Source organism: Mycolicibacterium madagascariense, from assembly GCF_010729665.1.
In the GTDB taxonomy this organism is placed as follows: Bacteria; Actinomycetota; Actinomycetes; order Mycobacteriales; family Mycobacteriaceae; genus Mycobacterium; species Mycobacterium madagascariense.
Genome location: NZ_AP022610.1, coordinates 4,360,121 through 4,376,062 on the forward strand (window position 1 = coordinate 4,360,121; position 15,942 = coordinate 4,376,062).

Sequence of the window (15,942 nt, forward strand, 5' to 3'; positions counted from 1 at the left end):
CGACCGTGCGCGTCGGCGGGCGACACACCGCCCCGCCGTCGACGTTCGCGCCCGGTCGCGGGGTCGTTTACGCGCCACGGTCGCGGGTATCGACCATCCATGGCACTCATCGAGACGACAGGTCTGCACCACCTCCGCATCACCGTCACCGACATCGACCGCTCGCGGAAGTTCTACCAGGACGTCCTGGGCTTCGAGGTCGCCGCGGCGTCGTCCGGCGACGTCGACGATCCCGAGGTGCGGGCCGACCCGACGCAGCTGTACGGCGGGGTGGTGTTCCAGACCAACGGCATCCTGTTCGGACTGCGCCCCGTCGCCGAGGCGTCCGACCGGTTCGACTCCACCCGCGTCGGCCTGGACCACGTCAGCTTCGGCGTGGCCTCCATCGACGACTTGCGTTCGGTGGCAACCAGACTCGAGGGCGCGGGCGTCGAGCACGGCGAGATCAAGGAGCTCGGTGACTTCGGCATCGCGATCCTGTCGTTCAGCGATCCCGACGGCGTGCACCTGGAGCTCACGGCACCGATCTAGCCACGGCCGCTCGCGACGCCCGCCGACGGCAACCCTCCCCAACCGCTACCGGCGGTATCGTCTACCCTGGCTGTCAACTCAACACGCGTCGAACAACAGGAGTGTGCCCATGGAGGGCTTCGCGGGGAAAGTCGCCGTCGTCACCGGAGCCGGCTCGGGCATCGGGCAGGCCCTCGCGGTCGAGCTGGGGCGATCGGGCGCGAAGGTCGCCATCAGCGACGTCGACACCGAGGGGCTGGCCGTCACCGAGGCCCGGCTCAAGGCCATCGGCGCACCGGTAAAGGCCGACCGCCTCGACGTCACCGAGCGCGAGGCCTTCGAGCTGTACGCCGACGCCGTCAAGGCGCACTTCGGCAAGGTCAACCAGATCTACAACAACGCGGGCATCGCCTTCACCGGCGACATCGAGATCAGCGCCTACAAGGACATCGAGCGGGTGATGGACGTCGACTTCTGGGGCGTCGTCAACGGCACCAAGGCCTTCCTCCCCCACCTCATCGAGTCCGGTGACGGGCACGTCGTGAACGTCTCGAGCCTCTTCGGCATCTTCTCGGTGCCGGGACAGGCCGCCTACAACGCCGCCAAGTTCGCCGTCCGCGGGTTCACCGAGGCACTGCGCCAGGAGATGATCGCGGCCAAGCGGCCGGTGAAGGTCACCACGGTGCATCCCGGCGGGATCAAGACCGCCATCGCGCGCAATGCCGGTGCCGCCGAGGGCGTCGATGCCCAGGAACTGGCGAACGTCTTCGACAAGAAGCTGGCGAACACCACCCCGGAGCGCGCCGCGAAGATCATCCTCGACGCCGTACGCAAGGACAAGGCCCGCGTCCTCGTTGGCGCGGACGCGAAGGTGCTCGACGTCATCGTCCGCATCACCGGTTCGGGCTACCAGCGGCTGTTCTCGTCGGTGATCGCCAGGGCGCTGCCCAACGCGCACTAGTGCCCGAGGGGGTGGGCGGCCAGCCACGCGTCGGCCACCGCACCAGGGTCGGCGCCGTTGCCGATCTGGGACAGCATGTCGGCCAGCGACCCGGTGTCGAGCTCACCGGCAATCTCGTTGAGCGCCAACACTTGTCGCTCGTCGAGCTCGTTGCGCCGATACAGCGGCACGACGTTCTCGGCGCGGATGACGGCGGTTCGGTCACTGAGCACGACGACGCCGTCCGGGGTGCCCGGCCGCGCGGTCGAGGTCCACGCCGCGTCGACGCGCCCCGAGCGCAGCGCGCCGACGAGCGTTGCGGCGTCCGGGTATTCGATCGCCGCGGGCAGCCGGCACGTTCCGATCGCGGTGGGCGCCTGCGCGCCGGCGACCTTGCCGACCCGCACCCCGACGCAGTGCCCGATCACGCCGGTGACGTCGTGCGTGCCCCACTTCTGCGCGGTCGCGTCCAGGACGGCGAGCGCCGGCTCGTCCTGCGCGGACTGGGCGTAGTCGCCCGCGCCGATCCCCTCGGGCAGCGCCGAGATCATCGTCCGGTAGACCTGCTCGGCCGCGCGTGCCGGCGAACCGGGATCGAAGCGCGCCAGCAGTTGGCCGGTGAGGCCGGGCGCCACCTCGACGCCACCGGTGTCGAGCCCGGCGATCGGGTCGGGGCCCACCTCGACGTGCGCCGGGCTGCCGTAGGACCGCAGCGCCGCGGCGTAGACGTTGGCCAGCAGCACCGACTCGGGGTCCGACGCGGCGCCGACGGCCAGCGACGGCGGCGCGGGCGCACTGCCGCAACCGGCGACCAGGAGTGCGGCACCGACGACCGCTAGCCGCCCGCGCGTGAACACCCCGCCACGGTACTGCACCCTCCACGCCTGACGTGGAGCACGCTGCCAGGCAGTGGGCGTACCATCGCAGCGTCCAATTCGGGGCTCAACGGTGTCGCTCCGCCGGTCGAGGGGAGATCGTTCGTGCCGTCGTTCCGCGCCTTGCAACCATCGATGCTCAAGCCGACGAATCGTCGGGGAGGCGAGCCCGATCCCGATTCGATCCGCGTCCCCGTCGCCAGGGCGATGGTCGACTGCGGGGTCTACGCCGACGGAAAACGCCTGCCGGGCAAGTACACTCACGCCGCGGCGCTGGCTAAGGTCCGCGACATGGAGATGGACGGCTGCCGCAGCTTCGTCTGGGTGGGCCTGCACGAGCCCGACGAGCATCAGATGCAGTCGGTCGCCGACGTCTTCGGTCTGCACGAGTTGGCGGTCGAGGACGCGGTGCACGCCCACCAGCGACCCAAGTTGGAGCGCTACGACAACACCCTGTTCCTGGTGCTCAAGACCATCATGTACGTCGAGCACGACTCGGTGGCCATGGCCCGCGAGATCGTCGAGACCGGCGAGATCATGATCTTCGTCGGCCCCGACTTCGTGGTGACGGTCCGCCACGGCGACCACGGCGGTCTGGCCGCGGTCCGCAAGCAGATGGACACGACGCCGGCCAGCTGCGCGCTGGGCCCCTACGCCGTCCTGCATGCCATCGCCGACCACGTCGTCGACCACTACCTCGAGGTCACCGACCTGCTCGAGAACGACATCGACGCCATGGAGGAGAACGTGTTCTCCCCCAACAGCACCACCAACGTCGAGCACATCTACCTGCTCAAGCGGGAGGTCGTCGAGATGCGTCGCGCGGTCAGCCCGCTGAACCTGGCGCTGCAGCGCCTCGGCTCGGACCACAACGACCTGATCTCCAAGGAGGTCCGGCGCTACATCCGCGACGTCGTGGACCACAACACCCAGGCGTCGGACCGCATCGCCAGCTATGACGAGGTGCTGAGCTCCCTGGTGCAGGCGGCGGTGGCCAAGGTGTCGATGGAGCAGAACGTCGACATGCGCAAGATCTCGGCGTGGGTGGCCATCGCCGCCGTACCCACCGCGCTGGCCGGCATCTACGGCATGAACTTCGACCACATGCCCGAACTGCACCAGGTGTGGGGTTATCCGGCGGTCCTGCTGATCATGCTGACGACGTGCATCGTGCTGTACACCAACTTTCGGCGCAATCACTGGCTGTGAGACTGGATCTCGCGACGCTCCACCCGCGAGATGCGTCGTGGGAATCAGTCTCGGGCACCGGCTAGCTGGGCGAGCTGGCCTTGCGGCGCGCATCCCGGGTGTCGACCCCGTCGGTGACCCACGCCTCGCGCATCGCGTCGGCACCCTTGAGCCGCACCCAGGCCGCCTCGGTCGGGGTGATCGGCGTGGCCGATAGGACGGCCACCGGATCGCTGGGCGCGGGCAGCTCGACGTCGTCGATGTCGCTGGGCCCCAACAGCATCGCGGTGAACGGCGCCCCGTCCCACAGCGGTGTCTCGAGGTCGACGAGGGCGTCGGGGACGAGCACCAGACCCTCGACCGCGGGCGTCGCGGCCACCACCGCGATCGACCGGGCCAGCCCCGTCGGCGTCGGACCCCGCAGCGACACCACGACCTCGGCCCGCGGGCCGCTCGACGCGTCGACCACCATCGCGGTCGGGTCGAGCATCGGATAGCGCGAACATCCAAGGGACACATGGTGATACGTGCCGTCGGCGTCAGGCCCGAAGCGCAGCACCTCGATGGGGTCGGCACCGAGGAACGTCACGCTCGCGGCCACCGGTTCGGCGGCGACGCCCGCGCGGCCGAAGTGCCGGCGCAGTCGGGCGCGGACCTCGGCCAGGACGTCGGTCACGGGTGCGGCGGTATCGACAGGTTGGCTCCGGTGTCCGCGTCGAACAGGGTCAGCCGCGACGTGTCGAAGGCCAACTCCGCGGTCTGCCCCGCCACGATCTTGGTCTCGGCGGAAACCCTTGCCACGAACTGGTTCTCGCCGACCCCGGAGTCCGGCGCCAGCTCCGCCAGCAGCGCCGCGTGGGCGCCCTCACCGTCGGTGTGGAAGTGCACGTTTTTGTCGGAGCCGAGCGACTCGACCAGGTCGACGGCCACCTCGAAGGTCAAGCCCCGGATCCGGGCGTAGGTGTCGATCAGCGCCGCGTCGTCGATGTGCTCGGGCCGGATGCCGACGATCAGGTTGGCGGGCTTGGGATGTCGCGCCAGCATCTCGTGCACCTCGGGCGTCAGCGTGACGTCGCCGAACGGCAGCCGCACCCCGACGTCGGTCAGCGACGCAGGGAAGAAGTTCATCGACGGCGACCCGATGAAGCCGGCGACGAACAGATTGGCCGGCTGGTGGTAGAGCTCGTCGGGCGTGCCGATCTGCTGGGCCACCCCGCCGAGCATGACCACGACGCGGTCGCCGAGCGTCATCGCCTCGGTCTGATCGTGGGTGACGTAGACGGTGGTGGTGCCCAACCGGTCCTGCAACCGGGCGATCTCGGCCCGCATCTGCACCCGCAGCTTGGCGTCGAGGTTGCTCAGCGGCTCGTCCATCAGGAAGGCCTTGGGATTGCGAACGATGGCGCGTCCCATGGCCACTCGCTGACGCTGGCCGCCTGACAGCTGCCCCGGCTTGCGGTCGAGCAGCTCGGTGAGATCGAGGATCTTGGCCGTCTCCTCGACCTTGGTGGCGATGTCGGGCTTGCTCATCTTCGCCAGCGTGAGCGGGAAGGCCATGTTCTGCCGGACGGTCATGTGCGGGTAGAGCGCGTAGGACTGGAACACCATGGCGATGTCGCGATCCTTGGGCGCCTTGTCGTTGACCCGGTCACCGCCGATGCGCAGCTCACCGGAGGTGATGTCCTCGAGCCCGGCGATCATGTTGAGCGTCGTCGACTTCCCGCAGCCCGACGGCCCCACCAGGATGATGAACTCGCCGTCGGCGATCGTGATCGACAGGTCCTTCACGGCGTCGGCACCGCCCGCGTAACTCTTCGTCACGTGGTCCAACACGATCTCGGCCATGACTATCCCTTCACCGCACCGGACGTCAGACCGGCGACGATCCGTCGTTGGAAGATGAGCACGAACACGACGATCGGCACCGTGATGACGATGGCGCCGGCCGCGATCGAACCCGTCGGTTCCTCGAATTGCGAACTGCCCGTGAAGTTCGCGATCGCCACCGGCGCCGTGATCGCCCGCTGCGTCGCGGTCAGCGACAGCGCCAGGAGCAGGTCGTTCCAGGCGAAGATGAACACCAGGATCGCCGCGGTCACGATGCCGGGAGCGGCCAGCGGCGCGATCACCCTGCGGAACGCCTGCCAGGGCGTCGCGCCGTCCATCTTGGCGGCCTTCTCCAGATCCCACGGGATCTCCCGGAAGAACGCCGACATGGTGTAGATCGCCAGCGGCAGCGCGAACGTGATGTACGGGATGATGAGGCCGGGCCAGGTGTCGAACAGCCCGAGCGTGCGCTCGATGTCGAAGATCGGTGTGACGAGCGAGATCTGCGGGAACATCGCGATGAGCAGGGCGACGCCGACCAGGGCGCGCTTGCCCGGAAAGGTCAGTCGCGCAATGGCATACGCGGCCATGCCGCCGACGCCGACCGCGATGACGGTGGTGATCAGCCCGATGCCGATCGAATTGACCAATGCAGAGCTGAACACGTTGCCCGCGAACACCGCTCGGTAGTTGTCGAACGTCACCTGCGACGGGATGATCCTGCCGTCCTTGACCGTCGACGTCGGCTTCAACGACAGCGACAGGATCCACAGCACCGGGATCAGCGCGTAGAGCACGACCAGCAGGTTGACGACGGTCCAGCCCGCGACGCGGCCGGGGCCCACGCGCTCGCTCATGCCGGCCCCTGCTCGTTCGCGCCCGGCGCCGAGGCGCCGAAGACCTTGATGTAGATGAACGCGATGACGGCCACGGTCAGGAAGATCAGCACGCTGATGGCCGACCCGAGCCCGAGGTTGAAGGCCTTGAACAGGTTGTCGTACCCCAGGATCGAGACCGATCCGGTGTCGTTCGCGCCGCCGGTCAGCACGTAGATGTTGTCGAAGATGCGGAACGCGTCGAGCGTGCGGAACAGCAGGGCCACCAGGATCGCCGGCTTGATGAGCGGCAGGATGACCTTCGTCAGCCGCCGCCACGGCCCGGCGCCGTCGACCTGGGCGGCGTTGAGCAGGTCCTGCGGCACCAGCGCCAGCCCGGCCAGCAGCAGCAGCGCCATGAACGGCGTGGTCTTCCACACCTCGGCCAGCACCACGATGGCCAGGGACGGCAGCTGCGCGGTCAGCGGCGCCGAGCCCGTCGGCAACAGGTTGGCCAGGTATCCGGTGCCGGGGGTCCAGGCGTAGTACCAGCTGTAGGACGCGGCGACGGTGACGATGCCGTACGGGATGAGCACCGCGGTCCGCACCACGCCCTTGCCGAAGATGGTGCGGTGCATGACCAGAGCCAGCGCCATGCCGAGGGCGAACTCGATGGCCACCGACACGACGGTGACCGCGAGGGTCACCACGAATGCCGTCCACCAGTACCTGTCGGAGAGGATGGTCGCATAGTTGTCGAACCATATGAACGTGGTGTCGTCGGGGGCGGCGAGGTTGGAGCGTTGCAGGCTCAGCCACACCGCGTAGACGATCGGGTAGGCGGTCACGGCCAGCATCAGCACCACCGCGGGGGCGACGAGCCAGAACGCGAGGCGGCGCTCGGATCTCACGTCGTCGGTGCGGTTCGCCGCGGGGGCTACCGACGAGCGGTCGCGCGAGGAGCCGGGGGCTTCCGACGAGCGCTCGCGCGAGGAGTCGGGCGTCACCGCGGTCACGGGATCAGCCCCTTGCCGTCGATGGCCTTCTGCACCTGCTCGGCGAGGACGTCGGCGGTGCGTTCGGGGTCGATCGCGGTGATCGGGGCCAGCGTCGCGGAGATCCGGGTCGACACGGCCTGGTACACCGGGGTCGCGGGGCGCACCGCGGCGTTGGTGAGCTGGTCGCGGATGATCGCGTACTGCGGGTACTTCTGCTGGAAGGCGGGGTCGTCGTACAGCGAGGCGCGCACGGCGGGCAGGCCGCCCTCGACGGAGGTGTAGCGCTGGTTGTCGACGTTGCGCAGGCACCGGATGGCCTCGAACGCCTCGGCGCGGTGCTGGGTGTTCTTGCCGACGGCGAGGTTGAGCCCGCCAAGGGTGACCCTGGCCGGTTGGCCGGGCACCACGGACGGGTAATTGGCGAAGCCGAACACGTCCTTGCTCGCGTCGTAGGCCGCGGTGAACTGTTCGTCGGTGGGCGAGAACGTGCCCGCGGCGTTGATCGAGCCGTCGAGGTCGGGGCGGGTGTTCAGCGGCAGGAAGCCGACGCCGCCCTTGACCGCGTTCTCCAGCATCGATGGCAGGACGAACGGCCAGTTGACCTCGAGTGCGGCCTTGCCCTGCTCGAGTGCGAGGCGGGCGGTGCCCTCGTCGGTCTGGGTGATCGACGGGTCGGCGCCCGGCGCGGTGGCGACCGCCTTGATGACCTGGAGGGCCTTCACGGTCGCGGCCTTGTGTTCGGGGGTGTCGGTCAGGGTGACGGTCTTGCCGTCGTCGGAGAGTACTTGTCCCCCAGCGCTTTCCAGCAGCGTGTTGAACCACACCACCAGGCCCTCGTATTGCTTTGCCTGCAGCGCAATCCAACTGGACTTGCCCTCGTCGTGCAGGCGGATCGCCTCGGCCACCATGGCGTCCCACGTGGTGGGTGGATCGGGCACCAGATCGGCCCGATACCAGAGCAATTGGGTATTGGTCGTGACCGGTGCGGCATAGAGCCGGTCCTGCCACTCGGCGGTCTTCAGCGGACCGGGCAGGGTGTCCGACCGCGCGTCGGCCTCGGCCTGACCGGCCGGGTCGTCGGACAGCGGCAGCGCCCAGCCCGCCTCGGCGAATTCGGCGGTCCACACCACGTCGAGGGCCATCACGTCGAGGGTCTTGTCGTTGCCGGTGAGTCGGCGCGCCAGCTGCAGGCGCTGATCGTCGGCCGCCTTGGGCAACGTGACCTGCTTGATGGTGAACCGGCCGCCGAGTTGGTCGTTGCACCGCTTGGCCACCGCGGTGAAGGTCGCCATCTCGCTGGCCGGGGTGTAGAAGTCGATGACGGTTCCGCCGCTCTGGGCGCCGCAGGCCGACACCGTCGACGCCGCCGTCAGCCCAGCCAGCGCCGCAGCGCACAGCCGTGCAACGCGCACCGTCGCCTCCCGTCCGGGGTCCGGTGCCGCAGCCGGAGCGGCTCCGGGCGAGTCCGTCCCGCGCGCAAACCGTAGAGCGAGTTATGCGTGATGCGCAACACTTTCACACTGGCGCGTCGCAATCGTGATGCGCCAGCAACCTTCAGGTGGCAGGGCCCACGGCCCGCGCTCGGCGGGCCGACACCACCTCAGATCGTCAAGCGCGCCAAGATGTCTCGTCCCTGCTCGGCGCTCTGCGGGTCACAGAGCACGTCGTAGCGACCGGCCACCAGCTGCATGGTGGAGCTGAAATCTCTTGTGCCCCGCGCCATCGCGTACTGCAGGCCCGAGGTGATGAGGCCGAAGAACACGCCCGCGAGCAGACCCGCGGCCAACGACCCCCACGGGCTCGGGCCGAAGAACCCGAGCACGATCCCGATGAACAGCCCGAGCCAGGCGCCCGTCGCGGCTCCGCCGCCGAGCACCCGCGGCCAGGTGAGCCGCCCGGTCACGCGCTCGACCTGCATCAGGTCGACGCCGACGATCGTGACGTGCTGAACGGGGAACTGCTGGTCGGAGAGATGATCGACGGCGCGCTGCGCCTCGGCGTAGGTGGGGTACGAGCCGATGGGCCACCCCTTGGGCGGCGTCGGGAGCGCCGCGAACCCACCGCGTCCCGGATTCTGGCCTCCCCGTCCTGGGTTCTGGAGTGGGTTCGTCATGAGCTGTCCCTATCGTCTCGTCGTCGGGGTGTCCCTGGCGTGCGGAGCGGCGTCTTCGCACCCCGTCCATTGTCAACGTTCGGGGTCCGCGATGAGTGCCGTCCCGCGAACGGGCCCCGTCGGCGGCGCTAAGTTGTACGCCATGACCGCAGTCGCGCCGAGCGCGAGCTCGAGATGACCTCCGGCCCCGACGAGTCGACCCACGGTCGCGAATACCCGCCCCTGGAGAACGCCCCGGCGCAGAGCGGTGCGCCGGAACCCGTGGACTACCCGACCGACCCGGGGAGGACCCCGGCGCCCACCTTCGGACCGCCCCCCGGCTACGGCTCCGGCGGCTACCCGCCACCGCCGCCGCCCCCGCCCGGTTACGTGCCGCCCAGTGGCCAGCCGGCGCCGTACGCCGGCCCGTACTACTACGGCTACGACCCGTACCACCAGGCGCCGCCCGTCGGCACCAACGGCAAGGCGATCGCCGCGCTGGTCTGCGCGCTGATCGGCCCCGTGGCCCTGTGCTTCTTGACCTCACCCGCGGGTCTGATCCTCGGCATCCTCGCGATGCGCGAGACGAAGCGGACCGGTCAGGAGGGCCACGGCATGGCGTTGGCGGGCACCATCATCGGAGCCATCGGGTCGGTCGTGCTGGTGGTCGTGTTCGTGGGCCTCTTCGTCGCCCTCCTGCTGGGCACCAACCCGCACTACGCCCGCGGGTTCTAAGTCGGCGGTGCGAACCGCGCCGACGTCCTGGCCATCCCCGCGGCCCGGCCCTTGCCCGCGATCACCAGCGCCATCTTGCGGCTCGCCTCGTCGATCATCTCGTCACCGAGCATGACCGCTCCCCTGGCGCCACCGGCGCCCGACGTGTGCCACTCGTAGGCTTCGAGGATCAGCTCGGCGTGGTCGTAGTCGTCCTGGCGCGGACTGAAGATCTCGTTGCCCGCCGCGATCTGGTCGGGGTGCAGCACCCACTTGCCGTCGTACCCGAGCGCGGCGGCCCGGCCCGCCACCCGGCGGAACGCGTCGAGGTCGCGGATCTTCAGAAACGGCCCGTCGATCGCGCTGATCCCGGCGGCCCGCGCCGCGACGAGGATCGTCATCAGGACGTGGTGGTGGGCGTCGCCGACGTCGTATCCCTCCGGTTGCTCGCCGACGACCAGCGTGCGCATGTTGAGGCTGGCCATCATGTCCGCCGGACCCAGGACCAGCGCCTGCACCCGGGGGCCTGCCGCGATCGCGTCGACGTTGGTCAGGCCCCGCGCGTTCTCGATCTGCGCCTCGATGCCGATGCGCCCCAGCGGCAGGCCGTGGGTCAGCTCCAGCTGGGTCAGCAGGAGGTCGAGTGCCTGCACGTGGGCGACGTCGGTGACCTTGGGCAGCAGCACGACGTCGAGATGGGCGCCCGCGGCCGCGACCACCTCGATGACGTCGGCGTGCGTCCACGGCGTCGTCCAGTCGTTGACCCGCACGCCGCGCAGCTGTCCCGCCCAGCCGTCGGAGGCCAGGGCAGCCGCCGCCCGAGTGCGCGCCTGCGCCTTGGCATCCGGCGCGACCGAATCCTCGAGATCGACGAACACCAGATCGGCGGCCAGGCCCTTGGCCTTCTCGATCATCTTGGCGTTGCTGCCAGGAACCGAAAGGCATGTTCTACGGGGGCGATATCGGTTCTCCACGGCCTTACTCTCTACTCTTTGTGACATGGTGGCGGTGAACAGGGTCTATGCGGCCCGCCTGTCGGGGATGCTGGTACTCGGCCCCGACGGCGAATCGATCGGCCGCGTCCGCGACGTGGTGATCAGCATCGGCATCGGCCGCCAGCAGCCGCGCGTGCTGGGGTTGGTCGTCGAATTGCTCACGCGCAGAAGGATTTTCGTCGGCCTGCTGCGGGTCACGGCCATCGAGCCCGACGCCGTCACGCTCACGACGGCCAACGTGTCGCTGCGCCGGTTCGCTCAGCGTCCCGGTGAGGTCCTCGTCTTCGGGCAGGTGCTGGACAGCCGCGTCCGCGTGCACGATCCCGAGCTCGAACAGCTCGCCGGGGTCGACCTCGTCGTCGTCGACCTGGCCCTCGAACAGATCCGCACCAGGGACTGGGTCGTCACCCGGGTCGCGGTCCGCAGCCACCGCAGGCTGGGCAGGCGCACCGCCGTGCACATCGTCGACTGGCAGAACGTGTCGGGCCTGACGCAGTCGGCGATGTCGTTGCCGGGCCAGGGCGTGGCGTACCTGCTCGCCCAGTTCGAGGGGCAGCGTCCCATCGTGGTCGCCGACGCCATCCGCGATCTGCCCGCCAAGCGGCGCTACGAGGTCGTCAACGCACTCGACGACGAACGCCTCGCCGACGTCCTGCAGGAGCTGCCGGAGAGCGAGCAGGCCGATCTGCTGGGTCGGCTGGACGCCGAACGCGCCGCCGACGTGCTGGAGGCCATGGATCCCGACGACGCCGCCGACCTGCTCGGCGAGCTCGGCGCCTCCCAGGCCGAAGCGCTGCTGGCCCGCATGGACCCCGAGGACTCCGAGCCGGTGCGACGGCTGCTGAAGCATTCGCCCGACACCGCGGGCGGACTCATGACCTCAGAACCCGTCGTCCTGGGGCCCGGCACCACCGTCGCTGAAGCGCTGGCGCGGGTCCGCGATCCCGAACTCACCCCGGCGCTGGCGTCGCTGGTGTTCGTCGTGCGGCCGCCGACCGCGACGCCGACGGGCCGCTACCTCGGCTGCGTGCATCTGCAACGCCTCCTGCGGGAGCCGCCCGCGGCCCTCGTCAGCGGCATCATCGACTCCGACCTGCCGAGCCTGGACCCCGAGACCTCGCTGGCCTCGGTGACGCGCTACTTCGCCGCCTACAACCTCGTCTGCGGTCCGGTGGTCGACGACGAGAAGCACCTGCTGGGCGCGGTCACCGTGGACGACGTGCTCGACCACCTGCTCCCGCACGATTGGCGCGCCCGGCCGGAGGATCCCGACCTACCCGACGCCGGTGAGCTCGCCGACGCCACGCCGGGGCCGGGGGGTCCGTCGTGAGCGATCTGTCGTCGCGGCAGCGCCTCGACACCCCTCGCACCTCGCGGCGGCGGTTCGTCCCGAGGGTCGACATCGAGGCCGTCGGTAAGTTCAGCGAGTCGATCGCCCGGTTCCTGGGCACGGGCCGCTACCTCGCCCTGCAGACCGTCCTGGTGGTCGTGTGGATCGCGTTCAACCTGATGGCGGTCAGCCTGCGCTTCGACCCCTACCCCTTCATCCTGCTGAACCTCGCGTTCTCGACGCAGGCGGCGTACGCCGCGCCGCTGATCCTGCTGGCGCAGAACCGGCAGGAGAACCGGGACCGCGTCTCGCTCGAGGAGGACCGCCGTCGCGCCGAGCAGACGAAGGCGGACACCGAGTACCTCGCGCGCGAGATCGCCGCGTTGCGGATCGCCGTCGGCGAGGTCGTCACGCGCGACTATCTGCGCCGCGAACTGGAGGACCTCCGCGAACTGCTCGACGAGCTGAAGGCCAAGAAGCCCAAGAAGAGTGCGGCGGCCAAGACGCCCCGCGATTGGGATGAGTCCGTCTAGCGCAATGCTGCAACACGCGCCACACGAATGGGTATGGTGGCCTGGTTCACATCGTTTGCCGGCGTCTCGGCTCATCGCGGATCTAGGACGGTTGGGTGCACATCGGAGGACGCTTCAGCAGGCCTGAGGCCACTGAAGCGCTGGCGGCGCTACGCCGTCGCGCACGTGGCGTGACCCGCACACCCGCCTTCGGCGTCGCCGTCATCATCCCCCTCGTGTTGCTGATGGCCGTCGGCGCCTCGGCGCCCACCCCGCGCCACGCCGTGGCCGACGACGGCATCACACCGCTGGCGGCCGTGGCCCGCACGGGTGACGACTCGGGCGTCGTCGTCGTGGCCTCGCCCCGGCTGCCGACGCCGTTCCGCTTCGCCATGGCGACCCTGTCGGCTCCCCCGCCGACCGCCGTCGTGACGTCGACCGGCAACCTGCACATCCCGTCGATCGCGCTGGCCGCCTACCGCAACGCCGAGCGCATGATGGCGCAGGCCTACCCGGGCTGCGGCGTCAGCTGGAACCTGCTCGCCGGCATCGGCCGCATCGAGTCCGGGCATGCCAACAACGGCGCCACCGATGCGAACGGCACGGCGCTGCAGCCCATCCTCGGACCCGTGCTCGACGGCTCGCTGGCGGGCAACGAGGTGATCGTGCAGGCCGTGCAGGCCGGGCGGGTCACCTACGCCAGAGCCATGGGCCCCATGCAGTTCCTCCCCGGCACCTGGGCGCGGTACGCGTCGGACGGCAACGGCGACGGCAAGGCCGACATCCAGAACGTCTTCGACGCCTCGCTGGGCACCGCGCGGTACCTGTGCAGCGGCGGTCTCAACCTCCGCGACCGGTCTCAGGTGCTGACGGCGATCCTGCGCTACAACAACTCGATGGCCTACGCCGCCAACGTGATTGGCTGGGCCGCGGCCTACGCGACGGGCGTGGCGCCCGTCGACCTGCCGCCGATCGGCGTCGCTCCCCCGATCGGGGACGCGCACCTGGTGTCCAACCCCGAGGGCCTCGGACCCGGCATCGGGCTGCCCGCCAACGATCCGCTCGCCGCGCTGGCGCTGTCCGACGTCAACGGCGCCAGCCAGTTGGGCATCCCGCCCGGGCCGGGCGCCGGCGTACCTCCGGCACCGCAGCAGAACTGCCAGGTCTTCTGCCTGACGCCCCCGGCCGTCGTCGCGCCGCCGCAGCAGAACTGCCAGGTGTTCTGCCTGACCCCGCCGGCCGGGTCGGCGCCCGAGGCGGCGCCGGTGGGACAGCTCCCGCCGCCACCGTTCGGCGCGCCGCCGGCCTTTGGCGCACCGCCGGCCGCCCCGCCGCCGCCGTTCGCCCCGCCGGCCGCCCCGCCGCCGTTCGCCCCGCCGGCCGCCCCGCCGCCGTTCGCTCCGCCGGCCGCCCCGCCGCCGTTCGCCCCGCCGGCCGCCCCGCCGGTTGCGGAGTCACCCGTGCCCGCGTCGCCGACCGCCCCGGTGTCCCCCGCGCTGCCGTCGCCCACGGGCCCGGTGCCCGGTCCGTCCAACTGAGGGCTGCGCCTACACTCGGCGATGATGTCACCGCACACCCCCACCGCCGCCGACGGTCTCGAATCGGCCGTTCGGTCGGCCCTGTCGAAGGTCGTCGACCCCGAGCTGCGCAAGCCGATCACCGAGGTCGGCATGGTCAAGGACGTGTCGGCCGACGCGGCCACCGGAGCCGTACACGTCGAGATCTACCTGACGACGTCGGCGTGCCCGAAGAAGACCGAGATCACCGACCGCGTCAAGCAGGCCGTCGTCGACGTCCCCGGCACCGGCGCGGTCACGGTCACCCTCGACGTCATGAACGACGAGCAGCGGGCCGAACTCCGCAAGCAGCTGCGCGGCGACTCGCGCGAACCGGTCATTCCCTTCGCCCAACCCGGCTCCCTGACGCGCGTGTACGCCGTGGCCTCCGGCAAGGGCGGCGTCGGGAAGTCCAGCGTCACGGTCAACATCGCGGCGGCGCTGGCGGCCCGCGGGCTGTCGGTGGGCGTGCTCGACGCGGACATCTACGGGCACTCGGTCCCACGCATGATGGGCACGAACGACCGTCCCACCCAGGTCGATTCGATGATCCTGCCGCCCGTCGCCCATGACGTGAAGGTCATCTCGATCGCGATGTTCACCCAGGGCAACACGCCCGTGGTGTGGCGCGGTCCGATGCTGCACCGGGCCCTGCAGCAGTTCCTCGCCGACGTCTACTGGGGCGACCTCGACGTGCTGCTCCTCGACCTGCCCCCCGGCACCGGCGACATCGCCATCTCGGTGTCCCAGCTGATTCCCGGCGCCGAGATCCTCGTCGTGACGACGCCTCAGCTCGCGGCGGCCGAGGTCGCCGAACGGGCGGGGGCGATCGCCCTGCAGACGCGCCAGCGCATCGTCGGCGTCGTGGAGAACATGTCCGGTCTGACGCTGCCCGACGGCACGGTCATGAACCTGTTCGGCGAGGGCGGCGGCAAGAAGGTGGCCGAGAGCCTCACGCGGTCGATCGGCGCCGACGTCCCACTGCTCGGCCAGGTGCCGCTCGACCCCGCGCTGGTGGGTGCGGGTGACTCCGGCGTGCCGCTGGTCATCAGCGCGCCGGACTCCGCGGCGGGCAAGGAACTGCGCTCGATCGCCGACGCCCTGACGACCCGCAAGCGCAGCCTGGCGGGAATGTCGTTGGGCCTCAACCCCGTTGGCCGCTAGGTCGCGTCGCTGTCGAAGGGCGTGACGCCGGGCGTGCGGGGTTCGGCGGGAGCCGGCATGCCGTTTGACGAGCCCGCGCCGTTGAGGGACCCCGCGCCGTTCGTCGGGGGCATGGGTTGCGTCACGGGCTTGTCGAAGTTGCCGGTCAGGAACGAGTCGTCGCCGTCGAGCAGGTGCTTGGTGATCGCCGCCCGCGGCGTCATGCCCCTGAGCTTCTGGAGTTCGCTCAGCGGCTGACGGAGATCTTCGAACTCCGGCCCGAGGTCTTCCCGCAATTGGCTGGTGGCGCCGCTGAGGTACTCGCGCACCTGTTTGAGGGTCGTGGTCGTCCAGCGGATGGCCCCGGGTAGCCGTTCGGGCCCCAGGATCACCAGACCCGCCACGACGAGCACCAGCATCTCGCCCCAGCCGATGTTGCCGAACATC

Annotated in this window: 17 protein-coding genes; 8 read left to right on the forward strand and 9 right to left on the reverse strand. The window is 70.1% G+C overall.

Features of this window, described 5'->3' with window-relative positions:
* The first annotated feature begins 99 nt into the window (after positions 1-99).
* Positions 100-531, forward strand: coding sequence for a VOC family protein (locus G6N60_RS20520; protein WP_163740707.1), 432 nt, complete (start codon positions 100-102; stop codon positions 529-531).
* A 109-nt stretch (positions 532-640) separates the two neighbouring features.
* Positions 641-1,471, forward strand: coding sequence for an SDR family NAD(P)-dependent oxidoreductase (locus G6N60_RS20525; RefSeq protein WP_163740709.1), 831 nt, complete (start codon positions 641-643; stop codon positions 1,469-1,471).
* Here the strand turns inward: G6N60_RS20525 and G6N60_RS20530 are convergent.
* Positions 1,468-2,307, reverse strand: coding sequence for a glycine betaine ABC transporter substrate-binding protein (locus tag G6N60_RS20530; RefSeq protein ID WP_163740711.1), 840 nt, complete (start codon positions 2,305-2,307; stop codon positions 1,468-1,470). The genes G6N60_RS20525 and G6N60_RS20530 overlap by 4 nt on opposite strands.
* A gap of 123 nt (positions 2,308-2,430) precedes the next feature.
* On the opposite strand from G6N60_RS20530, the gene corA reads away from it, so the two are divergent.
* Positions 2,431-3,534, forward strand: a complete 1,104-nt coding sequence (gene corA / locus G6N60_RS20535; protein ID WP_179969718.1) for a magnesium/cobalt transporter CorA — start codon at positions 2,431-2,433, stop codon at positions 3,532-3,534.
* Positions 3,535-3,595: 61 nt separating this feature from the next.
* Here the strand turns inward: corA and G6N60_RS20540 are convergent, their stop codons facing one another.
* From G6N60_RS20540 to G6N60_RS20565, 6 genes are all read right to left on the reverse strand, one after another.
* Positions 3,596-4,189 carry a suppressor of fused domain protein gene (locus G6N60_RS20540; RefSeq protein ID WP_163740716.1) on the reverse strand — a complete coding sequence of 198 codons (594 nt, stop codon included), beginning with the start codon at positions 4,187-4,189 and terminating at the stop codon, positions 3,596-3,598.
* Complete coding sequence (locus tag G6N60_RS20545; RefSeq protein ID WP_163740718.1) at positions 4,186-5,358, reverse strand: ABC transporter ATP-binding protein; 1,173 nt, start codon at positions 5,356-5,358, stop codon at positions 4,186-4,188. Before G6N60_RS20545 ends, G6N60_RS20540 begins: the two co-directional genes overlap by 4 nt.
* Positions 5,359-5,360: 2 nt before the next feature.
* A complete protein-coding gene (locus tag G6N60_RS20550; protein ID WP_163740720.1) occupies positions 5,361-6,197 on the reverse strand; it encodes a carbohydrate ABC transporter permease in 837 nt (278 codons plus the stop codon).
* Positions 6,194-7,066: a carbohydrate ABC transporter permease gene (locus G6N60_RS20555; protein ID WP_246241290.1), complete on the reverse strand. Its 873-nt coding sequence runs from the start codon at positions 7,064-7,066 to the stop codon at positions 6,194-6,196. Before G6N60_RS20555 ends, G6N60_RS20550 begins: the two co-directional genes overlap by 4 nt.
* Positions 7,067-7,167: 101 nt before the next feature.
* Positions 7,168-8,565, reverse strand: coding sequence for an ABC transporter substrate-binding protein (locus G6N60_RS20560; RefSeq protein ID WP_163740722.1), 1,398 nt, complete (start codon positions 8,563-8,565; stop codon positions 7,168-7,170).
* Positions 8,566-8,753: 188 nt separating this feature from the next.
* Complete coding sequence (locus tag G6N60_RS20565; RefSeq protein ID WP_163740724.1) at positions 8,754-9,266, reverse strand: general stress protein; 513 nt, start codon at positions 9,264-9,266, stop codon at positions 8,754-8,756.
* A 174-nt stretch (positions 9,267-9,440) separates the two neighbouring features.
* Between G6N60_RS20565 and G6N60_RS20570 the strand changes: the two genes are divergently transcribed.
* The gene (locus G6N60_RS20570; RefSeq protein WP_163740726.1) at positions 9,441-9,980 is read left to right on the forward strand and encodes a DUF4190 domain-containing protein; all 540 of its coding nucleotides are present in this window, start codon (positions 9,441-9,443) and stop codon (positions 9,978-9,980) included.
* Here the strand turns inward: G6N60_RS20570 and G6N60_RS20575 are convergent.
* Entirely contained in the window at positions 9,977-10,933 is a 957-nt protein-coding gene (locus G6N60_RS20575; RefSeq protein WP_163740728.1) for an HpcH/HpaI aldolase/citrate lyase family protein, read from the reverse strand. The two genes, G6N60_RS20570 and G6N60_RS20575, sit on opposite strands and share 4 nt — an antisense overlap.
* 25 nt (positions 10,934-10,958) lie before the next feature.
* Here G6N60_RS20575 and G6N60_RS20580 point away from each other — a divergent pair, with 25 nt between their 5' ends.
* The 4 genes from G6N60_RS20580 (at position 10,959) to G6N60_RS20595 (ending at position 15,516) form a co-directional block, all read left to right on the forward strand.
* Positions 10,959-12,284, forward strand: coding sequence for a magnesium transporter MgtE N-terminal domain-containing protein (locus G6N60_RS20580; protein ID WP_163740730.1), 1,326 nt, complete (start codon positions 10,959-10,961; stop codon positions 12,282-12,284).
* Positions 12,281-12,817, forward strand: coding sequence for a DUF1003 domain-containing protein (locus G6N60_RS20585; RefSeq protein ID WP_163740732.1), 537 nt, complete (start codon positions 12,281-12,283; stop codon positions 12,815-12,817). Before G6N60_RS20580 ends, G6N60_RS20585 begins: the two co-directional genes overlap by 4 nt.
* A 95-nt stretch (positions 12,818-12,912) precedes the next feature.
* Positions 12,913-14,334, forward strand: coding sequence for a lytic transglycosylase domain-containing protein (locus G6N60_RS20590; protein ID WP_246240878.1), 1,422 nt, complete (start codon positions 12,913-12,915; stop codon positions 14,332-14,334).
* 24 nt (positions 14,335-14,358) lie between these two features.
* Positions 14,359-15,516: an Mrp/NBP35 family ATP-binding protein gene (locus G6N60_RS20595; protein WP_163740734.1), complete on the forward strand. Its 1,158-nt coding sequence runs from the start codon at positions 14,359-14,361 to the stop codon at positions 15,514-15,516.
* Here the strand turns inward: G6N60_RS20595 and tatB are convergent.
* A complete protein-coding gene (gene tatB / locus G6N60_RS20600) occupies positions 15,513-15,941 on the reverse strand; it encodes a Sec-independent protein translocase protein TatB (RefSeq protein WP_163740736.1) in 429 nt (142 codons plus the stop codon). The two genes, G6N60_RS20595 and tatB, sit on opposite strands and share 4 nt — an antisense overlap.
* Between the last annotated feature and the right edge of the window lies 1 nt (position 15,942).

Excerpts from the sequence above, each read along its gene's own strand:
- G6N60_RS20520 (WP_163740707.1), top strand. The coding sequence starts at position 100 with ATGGCACTCATCGAGACGACAGGTCTGCACCACCTCCGCATCACCGTC.
- G6N60_RS20525 (WP_163740709.1), top strand. The coding sequence starts at position 641 with ATGGAGGGCTTCGCGGGGAAAGTCGCCGTCGTCACCGGAGCCGGCTCG.
- G6N60_RS20545 (WP_163740718.1), bottom strand. The coding sequence starts at position 5,358 with ATGGCCGAGATCGTGTTGGACCACGTGACGAAGAGTTACGCGGGCGGT.
- G6N60_RS20550 (WP_163740720.1), bottom strand. The coding sequence starts at position 6,197 with ATGAGCGAGCGCGTGGGCCCCGGCCGCGTCGCGGGCTGGACCGTCGTC.
- G6N60_RS20565 (WP_163740724.1), bottom strand. The coding sequence starts at position 9,266 with ATGACGAACCCACTCCAGAACCCAGGACGGGGAGGCCAGAATCCGGGA.
- G6N60_RS20570 (WP_163740726.1), top strand. The coding sequence starts at position 9,441 with ATGACCTCCGGCCCCGACGAGTCGACCCACGGTCGCGAATACCCGCCC.
- G6N60_RS20580 (WP_163740730.1), top strand. The coding sequence starts at position 10,959 with ATGGTGGCGGTGAACAGGGTCTATGCGGCCCGCCTGTCGGGGATGCTG.
- G6N60_RS20595 (WP_163740734.1), top strand. The coding sequence starts at position 14,359 with ATGTCACCGCACACCCCCACCGCCGCCGACGGTCTCGAATCGGCCGTT.
- tatB (WP_163740736.1), bottom strand. The coding sequence starts at position 15,941 with ATGTTCGGCAACATCGGCTGGGGCGAGATGCTGGTGCTCGTCGTGGCG.